Raw genomic sequence first — 13,295 nt, forward strand, 5'->3', positions numbered from 1 at the left:
CGTTATTTCAAGAACAGCGCTTGTTCACTCAATTGAGCATCGGACAAAAAAAGCTTAGCTCCGAGGGAGCTAAGCTTTTTATTATATAATTATTAATTAATGCTCGTCATCCTCAACCAGAACGCCAAGCTCGCGGTTCTTCTCCTTGAACTTCGCATTATGCGAGGAGACGTAAGCGACTTTATCGGCTTGCGGGTCGATGTATAATTTGGCGCTATTGAGCGCGTTAACGGCGTCGGTAAATGTGCCGGCTATCAGGTGAACCTTGCTGTCATGATCGACGAAGTCGCCCGCTGCGTAGATACCTGGAATATTCGTTTCCATGCGGCTCGATACGTTCACGTTCCAGTCGCCCATATCGAGGCCCCACTCTTTGATCGGGCCAAAATTGTACCGCAGTCCGTGGTTGACGATAACCGCATCGACGTCCAGTTGCTGCTTCTCACCCGTCTCTACATGGCTGATCATAACCTGATCAATGTCTTTGCCGTTGGAGCTTTGCAGGGAATCGACGGCATAAGGAGTAAGTACGTTGGCGGAGGAAGACTTCATCTGCCTTACGTTGCGCTCATGACCGCCGAACTTATCTCTGCGATGCACGACAGTCAAGCTGGCGGCAATCGGCTCGATCGCATTCGCCCAGTCTACCGCGGAGTCGCCTCCTCCGGAGATGAGCACCCGCTTGCCTCGGAAAATCTCCAATTCCTGCACCGTGTAATGAAGGTTGCTTACTTCGTATCGGTCAGCGCCTTCGATCTCTAACTTAGCCATCTGGAGGATGCCGTATCCGATAGCCAGCACGACTGTCTTCGTCCAGTGGCGTTCTCCTGTGGCCGATGTCAGAATGATCGAACCATCCTCTTGGCGCTCATAAGCGGTAATATGCTGTCCGAGCACAATAGTCGGATCGAATGTTTTGGCTTGCTGAACGAGCTGCTCGATGAGCTTCTCGCCTAATGTTGGCGTTACGCCGCCGACATCCCAGATCATTTTCTCCGGGTAGATTAGAATTCTGCCGCCGAGCTCTTCACGCGCCTCGATCAATTTCGTCTTCAAATCGCGCATACCGCTGTAGAAAGCGGTATACAAGCCGGCAGGCCCGCCGCCAATAATCGTAACATCGAATAACTTCAACTGTTGCTCGCTCATGTATAAATTCCTCTTCCCATTTATAATAATCGGTCTCCCCGATTGAAAGGCGATAAGTATCTTCTTCCATTATATTGATAACGATTATCATCGTCAACAATTAGCTATTATTCGTCGCTAATTTGGCACATGTTGTAGCTGGAAGGAGGTCGTATTATAATGAATTATGATTCATCGGAGGAGGTCGGTAGAGATGGCAAAACACTTTGCCGGTAAATGTAGCGACTCATGCAAAGCCTGATAGAAGGGGCGATACTTTGTATGGGGTGACTCGATATTGATAATAGATCGCCCGTGAAAGCTTATATCGTTATCGTTTCTAATTAGTGGGCTTTGCACCTTATATGCCATTCACAAATAATAAGGGGCTGAGAAGCAATGACAACACCATTTATTAGAAACCATCAATATAACTTGATTAAGAAGCTGGTAGGCCAGCTTCAGCATGCCTGCAATACGGTTGCCGACCGGAAGGTAATCGAAGCGGTCCGACAAAGCATGCTAATGAAAATAAGTGAGGCGTTTCCGCAGGCAACAGAGCAACAAAAGCAAATGCTTGATAGCGTATCGGCTATGCAGAGAACGGAGCAATTTGAGGCCTATTTGCAGGAGCTTGAGCCTTATGTAGAGAGCTTCGTGCAAGCAACGGATCAGCAGGTGAAGAAGCTGTTTCCGAAGGTGAAGAAGCTGAAGACTCCCGATCTGGCAGCTATTGATCTACGCAAGATCACGTATCTTGGCTGGACGGATATCGCTTCAAGCCGGATGTATCTTGCGTATGAGCTAGGCGGCAAGCTGGTTGGAGTCGAGGGCAGATTTACGCCTACGAATAAGAAGAGTGTATGCTTCGTATGCAATCGGCATGAGGAAGTCGCATTATTCACGGCCTTAACGAAGTCAAAGCCGGCCAACGCCTCAGCAGACTATTATAAAGCAATCGGTAACTATTTATGCGCGAGTAGCGAGGCATGCAACCGCAATATTACCGATACGGCAGCGTTGGAGAGATTTGTTCGGGATATTGTTGGTGAAGATAAATTTTAATTGGTTAAAACGAGCAGAGGGACTGTGCCATATATATTATGGACAGTCCCTCGCTGGTTCCCATCTTGCTATCCGCCAGGACGGGAATAGAAAATGGAGACGAACGACTGTACAGCAATTAGAATGAAAATAAGGCTGAAGCGGCAGGTTTCGCTTCAGCCTTATTTATTAACAAATGCCTATTCTTCCTCCTCGATAACCTGAACCTCGACCTTATTGGAATCCACTTCGAAGTCTAGCCCGGACAGCTCGAGCTTGAATACTAGAGTTGCTTGATTCGTTACCGTTCGATCGTCAGAGCCGCGAAGCGGACGGGCGATGAACGAGACGATGAACCCATCACCAGGTTTTAGCGTACCTAGCACGATACCGCTCGGGTCTTCTCCAGGACGCAGATCGCCATTTACCCTTACGCTGTTAGGGACAAATTCAAGCGGTTCGGGAATGACGTCGATCAGCCGAACATTGAGCAAAGTACGACTTCCCCTATTGGCGACTTCTATTGAATAGGTTACTTGTTCGTCTAATGTCACTTCGTCAGTGGATGCCGACTTCGTGACCAGTACCGGGGGCTCGCCAACGACGGTAATATCGTCTTCTGCGTCCTTAGGGGGAGCTTCTACGGTCACAACGGTAGCGACATTCGTAATAACTGAGCCGTTGCTTGCATCGAACGGTACGACGAATGTCATTTCCAGCGTTATCGTCTCGTTAATCGCCAGCGAATCGATCGTTCTGACGAATCCGAGCAGAGGGTCGGTAATGCGAAGCCCGGTGAGTTCGACGTTGCCGGTATTTGTCACCACGAGAGTATAACGAACCGTATCGCCTGGGGCGGCTGTCGGCCGATTCGCCGTCTTCGTTACCGTAAAGTTCGGTGAAGGCAGTACAGTAACGACAGCGGTATCTATGACGGAAGCTGTCTGATCGGATCCAGCAGTCGCTGTGTTCACGATCTCCGTCTCCGGGATCGTTCCACTAGGAATGACATAATCGATCGTGAACGTGATGGACTCATCCGAAGGAAGCTCCGCGATCACCCGATCGAATTGCAATACGKGATCGGACACTCGCACATTCGTCAGTGGCGCATTGGACAAGTTCGTGACTGTGATCGAATATCGGACAATCTCTCCCGGAACGGCGAGCGCAGTATTCGTTGTTTTCACGATGCTGAGATTATAATTAGGCGGTATGATAGGCGTCACAACGACGTTGGACGTGATGTCGCCGGGAAAGACATCGCCGCCGGGCACGCTCTGATAACTAAATACAACTTCTGCTTGGTTCGTAATAAACCCGTCCGCCGGCAACGATACGACTTCGACTTGATACATGACGACGATAGACTGATCGGGCGCCAAAGAGCCAAGGCTCACTCCGGTAATTGGATCGCCAGGCACGTCGATTCCGTCGACGGTAATGCTGCCCGGAACGAACGAGGTATCATTAGGCAAGCTGTCGAGGAGGAACATCGCATCGGCTGATACCGTCCCCGAATTGGTGATAACGACGGTATACGTTAAAATCTGACCAATTTCGGCAGCTGAGGCATCCACACTTTTGTCCACGGTAATACGAGGCGAATTGATATCGATATAGATACCGACCGCAAGGACGGCGTAGCCGTCATTCGTCGTTCGCAATTGGAAGGCAGCTGATGTCTGGTTGTTCGTCAACGTTGGGGAAATATCCACATTCGTAATATCCCAGCTCTGCCTGCCGCCTACGATTTGGGATCCCGGTTCTCCGTTAATTTGATTGCGGTCACCAAACGTTCCCGAGGTATCTAGAAGTCCGCTGTCGTTATTGATTTGCGAAGCGAAGAAGTTGTTGGCGAAGTTGTTAGGGCCGGACAGAATCGTTAAGTTCGTGTCGTCAGGGCCGAATAATACTTGATCGCCTACTTTATTGGCGTCGCCGTCTTGAGCGACGAGGGCCATTCTGCCGCTAACAGGCCCTTCGAACGGCGTCGCGAAGCCTGAGAGCGGAACCGTTACGGACGGATCACTTCCGAACGCGATCTCGACGATGCCCACGTTTAAGCTGAGATTTCGGAAGGGGAGGGCGGTATTTTCATAAACAACGCACAGTGTCCAGCCGCAGTTATTCGCGGTGCTGTTGCCTAGATCAATGTTGCCGACAACGCCGCCGACCGTATAAATCCCAGCTCCGCCGGCTTGAACCTGGGCAGTTACATTCGCGGAGCGAAAATAATTGGAAGTCGCATTACGATGTGATATTTGGGCTGTAGCGGGATCGGGCGTTATGCTGAACGTTGTTCCTTGCGGCGTAATCATCGAAACCTGCTTGTCGATGAACGCGAAGTAATTGTTCGTGCCGTTCGTTACTTCGTATGTTCCGGCCCATATCAGCTCCGCATAGAGAACTTCGCTGCCATCTGGCAGTCTTAATATAGCGCTTGCGCTGTCTAGATTGAAATCGGAGGTCGTCCCTGCAGGATAAGATCCGAATTGCATAGACGTATCCACCGTAACGAATGCTCCTATATAATCGCGAGTGCCGGGGACGCCCTCAGTTCCCGAACGGCTTAATCCTAACGTATTGCCGGTGAACGTAATCGCTCCGGTATCATTGCCGCTAAACCGAAGTACAAATGGCACTTTATCGCCTCCGCTAATAACTAGTTGTAACCACGATATGCCGCCACAGGCGAGCGCGTGCCACTCCACTTTTATTTTACCATGGGCATTTGCTTCGATCTTGTGTTAACATGTGCACTAACTAATCCAATAGCGATCATTAGAAGGTGATAACATGTCGATTCGAATTAAAATGCTGCTGTCCTTCACGGGCATGCTGGTCATAAGCCTGCTGTTCATCCTGCTCACCGCGAGCCTCTACACGATTGCAGCGACGGGGGATCTTCAGAGCTTTCGTGATATTTATAAGGTGCATTATCAGATCAATCCGTTGACGGAGCAGGGAGAGTCGATCTTCCAAGAGCTGAAGTATTTGGCCAAAAATGATCCCGACGAGCTCCAAAACAAGGAATTGCTGCGTGAATACGACATGAAGCTGAGAGCCGAGAAGTCGGGGCTCTACGTGAGGCGCGAGAGCAGCCAAATCTTCGAATCGCTGACGTTCAATCAGCCGGAGTTGAAGCAGGCGCTGCCGCCCTATGATCTGAGCAACAATCAAATACGAAGCACCTTTAACATCAGCGAACGATTTTACGCGTATGCGAAATTCGATTTCCAATATTCGGACGGAGACCGGGGAAGCGTATTCGTCATTCGGGAGCGAAGTCCTTTCGCGGAGCTGACTCGCAAGCTGCTTCCTGTCATGTCGCTCTTGCTAATCGGAGTGCTTATTATAGCCAACTTGCTGCTGTACCGCTGGATAACACGAAGCTTCATCAAGCCGCTTAATCAGCTAAGGAATTCCGCCGAACAAATCAAGGCAGGCAATCTCTCGTTCAAGCTTGAGCTCAGCTCCAATGACGAGGTCGGTCAATTAAACGAAGCTTTCGAGAGCATGCGTAAGCAGCTGCAGCAGTCCAACGAGCTGCGCAGACAGGATGAAGAGAACCGCAAAGAGCTTATCTCCAACATCTCGCATGACCTTCGCACGCCGATTACGAATATTAAAGGGTACATCGAGGGCATTCGAGACGGGGTAGCMAATACGCCCGAGAAAATGGAGACGTACGTCAACATCATTCACTCGAAAGCCGTCAGCATGGATAAGCTGGTCGATGAGCTGTTCCTGTACTCTAAGCTAGACTTGAATCAAGAACCATTTTTGTTCAAAGAGGTCGATATCGTCGCGTTTCTGGAAGACAGCATCGAGGAGCTGCAATATGATCTGGAGGACAAAGGGGTTTCCTTCAAGTGGGACAACCAAACTTCCGGCCCGCTCATCGCTTCTGTGGATTTGGATAAATTAAAGCGCACGGTTGTCAACATTGTGGATAATGCGATGAAGTATATGAACAAGGATCAGAAGCGGTTCGGCATTACGCTTCATGCCGATTCGGAATGGATCACGATGGCGTTCCAGGATAACGGCAGAGGGATATCGGAGGAGGCGATCCCTCAAATATTCGACCGGTTCTATCGCGCGGAGCAATCCCGCAATTCCTCGACGGGCGGCAGCGGGCTAGGACTGGCGATCGCTCGCCAAATCATTGACGAGCATGGCGGATTCATCCATGCGACAAGCGAGCTCGGAGCCGGAACGACGATTTATATTAAGCTGAAACGGCTGACCAACGAGGAGGCGAACATAAGCAATGACGAAAATTCTAATTATTGAAGACGAGGCGACGATTGCTCAGCTGGAACGGGACTATTTTGAACTCAACGGCTTCAGTGTCGATCTGTGCCACACCGGCGATGAGGGGCTGAAGCTTGCGCTTGGGGAGGACTACAGCCTTATCATCGTCGATTTGATGCTGCCGGGTCTGGACGGGTTCGAGCTATGCCGGCGCATCCGCGAGGTGAAGGAAGTGCCGATTCTCGTCGTGTCCGCGAAGAAGGAGGAGATCGACAAGATCCGCACGTTCAATCTAGGCGTCGACGACTTTATTACGAAGCCGTTCAGTCCAAGCGAATTGGTCGCAAGAGCGAAGGCCCATCTGACGCGTTACGAGCGGCTGCTTGGCAAGCATAAGCCTGCAGAGCAGGACGAAATCCATATTCGAGGGCTGCAAATCGACAAAGCGTCGCGCCGCGTGTTCGCTAGAGGCGAAGAGGTCGCGATTACGACGAAGGAATTCGACCTGCTCGTATTTCTGGCGAGCCATCCGAACCGCGTGTTCAGCAAAACAGAGCTGTTCGAGCGGATCTGGGGCATGGATTCCAGCGGCGATATCGCGACGGTTACGGTGCATATCCGCAAGCTTCGCGGGAAGCTTGAGGCCGAGCCGTCGAATCCGGAATATATCGAGACGGTGTGGGGAGCAGGCTATCGCTTCACCGTGTGAGTTTCGATAAAAATTAGACGCAGTTTATATTTTGTTAATCAATTTGCCCTCGGGAGTTTCTTTCTATCCTCTATGCTAGAGCTACAGGTAACAACAACCCATAGAGGAGTGAAATAAATGATGAACATGAATCCTATCGCCAAAAAAATCGCAACAATCTTAACCGTTACTGCTCTAGGTACAGCAGCAATGCCAGTCGTTGCGCAACAAGCACATGCAGCCACGAACGTCGCAAATATTGCAGCTTCGATTGCGCAGCTTACCAATCAGCAGATTGAAGCAGCGGTCAAGGAATTGAATAAACTCGGCATTATGAACGGGTATGTAGACCGTTCGTTGGGTGAATATAGACAAATTAGCCGTGCCGAATTGGCAACGCTGGTGTACAAAGTGTTCGACTTGGAGAACAAGGCGGCAACCGTGACAACAGAGCTTACGGATGTGAATCCGAACGCATGGTTTGCGCCTTACGCAACGAAGCTTGTCGGACTAGGCATTATGCAAGTCCAAGACGGAGCATTCAACCCGCAAGGAAAAGTATCGGATGCCGAGCTGTCGCAAGTCGTATCCAAAGCGCTGCAGCGGGATATCAAATCCGTCCAGCACTGGATGAGCGTCTTCTACGCGGAGAGCAGCATCGCAACGCGTGGCGAAACAGCATATTTGCTGCAAACCGCTCGCAAAGCGATTCCTTCCGAACAGGCCAAGCTTACGAGCGTTAGATCGCTGAATGCCATCACCTTAATTGTTACATTCGATAAGCCGCTTACAGCTGCGGATGAAGTGTTCGCCAAAGCGCAGACGGATTTTATTTTCAGCGGCGGTCTGACTTTGACGAATATGCCACGATTGAAAACAGGCTCGATCGCCGCAACCTATATTGTGCCGACCTCCGTCCAAAAGGCGGGAGAAACGTACAACCTGGCTTATAAAGGCACAGCGGCAGGCTCCTTCACGGGCAGCGGCACGAAATTGAATATGACGACGGCGAGCCAAGTGACAAACGATACATTCGAGCTGGCATCGCTGAAAGCTAGCGGCGTAATCGACTATGGCTACATTATTTCCGCATACAGCGGCGGCCGCGGAGCGAATGCTTTCGTTCTGAACGATCGCGAGCAAGCGAACGGCCAAACGTATCAAATTATTTCGTCCATGCAAGCTAGGCAAGTCGTTATTACACCTGAGGGCGGTGAACCGATCGTCGCGAAGTACGTTCCGTTCACGCAATCAACGGACGGGAAGCAAGAGCCGAAGTTCCGCTTGCCTGACGGTCTAACTCTGACTCCAGGGGTTAAATACACAGTGTCCTCCGACTGGGCGAATATCGCTAGCGCTTCGTTCGTTGCGAAATCGTTCGACTCGCTGCAAGTGGCTGGGGCGCAAGCGATTAGCGAAACGTCGATTGAAGTGACCCTGACGCAAGACCCGGGAGACGAACTGTTCTCCGGACGCAGCATAACGTTGACAGCACCGAATGGCGACGTGTTAACGGCAAGTTACAAATATTCGAGCCGCAAGGGCGCAACGGGCGTCTTCGATGTAACGAATAACGGCAAATTGATTGCCGGAACGACTTATGCAGTAACGCCTGTCGGCGACTGGGCAACTGCCGCAGCTTCCTCCGTAACCGTTACGCTCAAGTAAGTGAGGGCTTTATGACAAAATGGCTGATCATTGCCATAACCTTAAGCGGAATGCTCGTCATTCAAAGCTGCGCCGTACAAGAAGAGAAGACGCCGGAAAAAAAGGAGAGTGCATCGATGTCAGTAGAAGACAGGCTGATCCAAGCAGCGGAGCGCAGAGATTCGCTAACGATCGAGAAACTGATTCTGGAGGGCGCTAATCTAGACGTTCAAGATGCAAGCGGAAGAACAGCAGCGATGATCGCAACCTATAATAATGATCTAGCTTCGGCCAAAGCTCTTATTGAAGCGGGAGCGGACGTGAACCTGCTGGATCATATGCGGAATAGTCCATTTCTGTATGCGGGAGCAGAAGGTTATTTGGATATATTGAAGCTGACGATTGCGGCGGGAGCCGATCCCTCCATCACGAATCGATTCGGTGGAACGGCGCTTATCCCCGCCTCCGAGCACGGATATGTGGATGTGGTCAAGGAGCTTCTGACGCAAACGAAGGTAGAGGTGAACCACGTCAATAACCTTGGGTGGACGGCACTATTGGAAGCGATCATTTTGAACGACGGCAATGCAAGACAGCAGCAGACGATTCAATTGCTCATCGAGCACGAGGCAGACGTGAATATTCCAGACGGCAGCGGCGTTTCCCCATTGAAGCATGCTCAGAAGATGGGCTTCACGGAGATCGAAGCTATATTGCTGAAAGCTGGCGCGAAGTAGAAGCGTCCGGCAGAGAAGCAGCTAATAAGGATAAGGCGGTACGAGGTCATAACCTTGTACCGTCTTTTCTTTTCATAACGGGATACAAACCCTGTTTCCAATTTAACTTTTAGCTCATTATGGCTATAATGAATCGTATCTGATTATTAGGAGAGGAGCAGCTAGGCTATGGACGCAAACAAAACGGCATACGATACGATCGACGAATACATTGCCATGTTCACGCCTGAGGTGCAGGCCGTTCTTCAGCAATTAAGAAGCGTCATAAAGGAAGCCGCGCCGGAGGCTGCCGAAACGATCGGCTATCAGATGCCGGCTTTCAAGCATTACGGGAGTTTGGTCTTTTTTGCAGCGTACAAAAAACATATCGGCTTCTACCCGACTTCAAGCGGAATACCGCCGTTTCTAGAGGAATTGTCGGCTTACAAGGTGTCTAAAGGGGCAATTCAATTCCCGCTTGGCAAGCCGTTGCCCTACGATTTAATTCGTAGAATGGTTGCTTATCGAGTCGCAGAAAACGAACAAAAAGCAGCTGAAAAGGGCAAGAAAAAGTAGCCAAATGCCCCAATTCTGTGAAAACCCTAATCCTACGGGCCATGTAAGCGTGTTATAATCTTGCGAGTAGACGTAAGTCGGAACACGACCTAAATCTTATTATGCAGGAGGTACTCATGGTCAGAGAAGGAAAGCCGACAAACAGGCTGACGCTCGTCATGGTGTTGACGATGCTGTTGCTCTGTATCGGTCCGCTGTCCGTTGTATCCGCGCAAGATGGCGCGGTTGCGGAAGGCGTAACGATTAAGCTGGATGGCGAGATTATGAAGATGACCGATCCGGTTCGAACACAGGATGGAAGACTTTATGTTCCTGTATCCCGTATAGCTGACTTGCTCGGAGCAAGCGTAAGCTGGGACAAAGACAACGAGGAAGCAACGATACATACAGTATTGAAGGACAAAATCGTATTCGGAATAGGCGTTCCCGTCGTTTATTTCAACGGCGGCCGCTATATGATGGATGCTGCTCCGTTCATGACGGAAGGCAGAATCTATGTTCCGCTCCGCCATGCTGCCGAGCTGATGCATGCTAAGGTAAACTGGAATGCAGAGGATGCCATTCTAGACTTGGTAACGGTTCAGCCGGCTGTTACGACKGAAGAATACGGAATTGATGAGATTAGCAAGGAAATCGGCAGCACGAATGCGGAGCTGTTGAAGCGCAATGGAATTGATGCCAAAGCCGAACTTAAGGTGGGAACGAAGCTGAAGGTGGTCGTGCCTTCGATTCTGGATACGCCTGCTAAGCCGTATACAGAAGCAGACTTGATGCTGCTTGCTAAGATTACGATGGTTGAGGCGGGGTATGAGCCTTATGGGGGACAGCTTGGTATCGCCAACATTATTTTGAACCGTGTCAAGGACAGCCGTTTCCCGGACACGATCAAGGGCGTTATCTATTCCGGAAAGCAATTCCCGCCGGCACATAATGGCCTGCTTGATAAGAGCAAGCCGAATGCAAGCTCCTTGCGTGCCGCGAAGGATGCTTTGAACGGGAAGAACAACATTGAGGATGCGGTCTACTTCTTTAACCCGAAGGTATCCAAAGGCGAGTTCTGGTCCAGCCTCGACGTTATCGTAACGATCGGGCACCATAGCTTCGCAAAATAAAGCTTCGAACGAAGGTCCGTTATGACGATGAGTCATGACGGGCTTTTTTTTCCGTATAAAGAGTCGCTAGCGCCGTTGAGTCAGTCCTCATTCTACAGTAAAATGAATCTAATATTCATGATGCGGGAGSGGCGCTTGTATGGACAGCAAATACGAAGATCTGGCTGCTTATTTCGTGCAGACGCCAATTGATTTGTTCGGCGTGTATCGGACGGTACTAGGGGAAGGTCACCATGCGGGCCATAAGTACGAGCCTACCAAGAAATGCGCGCTGCTTGTCGCGCTTCGCGGCGACGCCGAGTTCATCTATGACGGAATCAGCTATATGCTGCAACCAGGCAGGGCCTTCCTCGGCGGGTACAATCGGCATATGGAGATTATTGTGCATTCGCAGGAATTCGAATATTTTCTTATTCATTACATGCCGGCTATTGCTGGACAGGCTGTCCTTTCAGTGATGTCCGAGGTGAACGTGCTGCATATCGAGATGGATGTAGCGCTGCTGCAGATGATGGAACAACTGCGGAAGCTATCTACAGGTCTTGGCAATATCGAGCTGCTGGAGAAAAAGACGCTCTTCTATCGCTTGGTCAACAAAGCGCTTCTATTCGAACGGTATCAGCAAAACAGCGACAGCCAGCCGATGATGGAGGGAACGATCGATTATATCCGTCAGCATTATATGGAGCCGATCACGTTGGAGAGTTTAGCGGGCCAGCAAGGGCTCAAGGCTAAGTACTTTTCGTATCTATTTCGCAAATACACGGGCATTGGCCCGATTGATTATTTAATAAAATACCGGATGAGCGTTGCTCATGAGCTCCTGATGAACGAGCCGTTCTCCGTGCGCGACATTGCGAGAAGCGTGGGTTATGCCGATGCTTATTACTTCAGCCGATTGTTCAAGAAACATTACCAGCTGTCACCAACGGACGTKAAGCGGCAACAGAGCAGAAATAATCCATCCTAGGTTCGGGAAATAATCTATTTGAAAAGCGATCCTGGAATGTTATCATTAACGATGATAATGAGAATCGCTATCAATGTAAGGGCGATATCGAAAGGGAGATTGAAATGAAGAAACGTAATATGCCGCTGCTGACAGCGTGCATCATTTTATTAGTGGCGCTGGTTGTCGGCGCGTGCTCGAACAATGCGGGCAACACCGGCAATAAGGGCGGCAATGCAACGAATGCGCCAAGCGAAGCGACCAACAGCCCATCGAATGAAGGAACGGGCACTACCGAGCAGGCTTCTTATCCAAGAGAAGTGGATAGCGCAGGCGGCGAGAAAGTGACGATCGAAGCGCAGCCGAAGATAGTCGCGCTCGTTCATTGGGGCTTAACGCAGGAGCTCATGAACTTCGATCTCGATTCGATCGCGATTACGCTGCCTTTCACCGAGAAGCAGTCGTTCCTCGGAACGGAAGTGTACAAACCGTATGTCGCGCAATACGATGATGTTTCTGTCGTAGGAGAGAATACGCAGGTGAATCTGGAAGCGTTGCTGCAGTATGCTCCCGATGTCATTCTAGCTGGCAGCGCGACGAATAAAGATATTGCCGATCAACTGAAACAGATCGCTCCGACCGTCTTTATCGATGAAGAGCAGACCAATGTATGGACGGATTGGCAGGGCGTTATGACGCAGTTGGGCGCTGTGCTCGGACTTGAAGACAACGCAAAAGCTAAGATTGATGAAGCTTCGGCTCAAGTCGAGCAAGCGAAGCAGCAGCTAGACGGCGTGGAAGGTACGGTTGCGTATCTGCAAGTGCGTGATAAGAACATCTGGCTGCAGGGCACGGCATATGCCGGCGATTACTATGCGCCGCTTGGCTTGACGCCGCCGAAGGAAGCGGAAGGCGACGGCGTAGAGCTGACGCTGGAAGGACTAGCCGCGATCAACCCGGACCATATTTTCCTCGGCTACTTCAATTACAACGATAAGTCGATGGCCGCACTCTCCGACGAGTGGGAGCAGAGCGAAGTATGGAAGAAGCTGAAAGCTGTTCAGTCGAACCAAGTGTACGCGATCGACGGCGAGCTGGCATTCGGTTATGGCCCAATCAGTCGCACCAACGGAACAGCCGCGATTGCCGAAGCTTTGAAGAAGTAAGCAGGATGA

11 protein-coding genes are annotated in these 13,295 nt (G+C 50.5%); 9 read left to right on the forward strand and 2 right to left on the reverse strand.

Annotated elements, in window-relative coordinates; translation table 11 throughout:
* Positions 1 to 96: 96 nt before the first annotated feature.
* On the reverse strand, positions 97 to 1,149 hold the full coding sequence (locus AC1DF0_RS24130) for an NAD(P)/FAD-dependent oxidoreductase (protein WP_477575587.1): 1,053 nt from the start codon (positions 1,147 to 1,149) through the stop codon (positions 97 to 99).
* A gap of 378 nt (positions 1,150 to 1,527) precedes the next feature.
* On the opposite strand from AC1DF0_RS24130, the gene AC1DF0_RS24135 reads away from it, so the two are divergent.
* A complete protein-coding gene (locus AC1DF0_RS24135) occupies positions 1,528 to 2,193 on the forward strand; it encodes a FusB/FusC family EF-G-binding protein (RefSeq protein ID WP_477575588.1) in 666 nt (221 codons plus the stop codon).
* Positions 2,194 to 2,372: 179 nt separating this feature from the next.
* Here the strand turns inward: AC1DF0_RS24135 and AC1DF0_RS24140 are convergent, their stop codons facing one another.
* Positions 2,373 to 4,817 (reverse strand): DUF7507 domain-containing protein, encoded by a 2,445-nt coding sequence (locus tag AC1DF0_RS24140; protein WP_477575589.1) that lies wholly within the window; start codon positions 4,815 to 4,817, stop codon positions 2,373 to 2,375.
* A 154-nt stretch (positions 4,818 to 4,971) separates the two neighbouring features.
* On the opposite strand from AC1DF0_RS24140, the gene AC1DF0_RS24145 reads away from it, so the two are divergent.
* The 8 genes from AC1DF0_RS24145 to AC1DF0_RS24180 all read left to right on the forward strand — a co-directional run bounded on the left by AC1DF0_RS24145 (position 4,972) and on the right by AC1DF0_RS24180 (position 13,286).
* Complete coding sequence (locus AC1DF0_RS24145) at positions 4,972 to 6,471, forward strand: sensor histidine kinase (RefSeq protein ID WP_477575590.1); 1,500 nt, start codon at positions 4,972 to 4,974, stop codon at positions 6,469 to 6,471.
* Entirely contained in the window at positions 6,449 to 7,141 is a 693-nt protein-coding gene (locus AC1DF0_RS24150) for a response regulator transcription factor (RefSeq protein WP_442051425.1), read from the forward strand. Before AC1DF0_RS24145 ends, AC1DF0_RS24150 begins: the two co-directional genes overlap by 23 nt.
* 126 nt (positions 7,142 to 7,267) lie before the next feature.
* A complete protein-coding gene (locus AC1DF0_RS24155) occupies positions 7,268 to 8,788 on the forward strand; it encodes an S-layer homology domain-containing protein (protein ID WP_477575622.1) in 1,521 nt (506 codons plus the stop codon).
* Between the two features lie 11 nt (positions 8,789 to 8,799).
* Positions 8,800 to 9,504, forward strand: coding sequence for an ankyrin repeat domain-containing protein (locus AC1DF0_RS24160; protein ID WP_477575591.1), 705 nt, complete (start codon positions 8,800 to 8,802; stop codon positions 9,502 to 9,504).
* Between the two features lie 168 nt (positions 9,505 to 9,672).
* Complete coding sequence (locus AC1DF0_RS24165; protein WP_477575592.1) at positions 9,673 to 10,059, forward strand: iron chaperone; 387 nt, start codon at positions 9,673 to 9,675, stop codon at positions 10,057 to 10,059.
* A 116-nt stretch (positions 10,060 to 10,175) separates the two neighbouring features.
* The gene (locus AC1DF0_RS24170; protein WP_442051421.1) at positions 10,176 to 11,171 is read left to right on the forward strand and encodes a cell wall hydrolase; all 996 of its coding nucleotides are present in this window, start codon (positions 10,176 to 10,178) and stop codon (positions 11,169 to 11,171) included.
* A gap of 139 nt (positions 11,172 to 11,310) precedes the next feature.
* Positions 11,311 to 12,141: a helix-turn-helix domain-containing protein gene (locus AC1DF0_RS24175; RefSeq protein WP_477575594.1), complete on the forward strand. Its 831-nt coding sequence runs from the start codon at positions 11,311 to 11,313 to the stop codon at positions 12,139 to 12,141.
* Between the two features lie 104 nt (positions 12,142 to 12,245).
* Positions 12,246 to 13,286: an ABC transporter substrate-binding protein gene (locus AC1DF0_RS24180; RefSeq protein WP_477575596.1), complete on the forward strand. Its 1,041-nt coding sequence runs from the start codon at positions 12,246 to 12,248 to the stop codon at positions 13,284 to 13,286.
* Positions 13,287 to 13,295 lie beyond the last annotated feature (9 nt).

This window comes from Paenibacillus sp. 05T425, assembly GCF_056396205.1.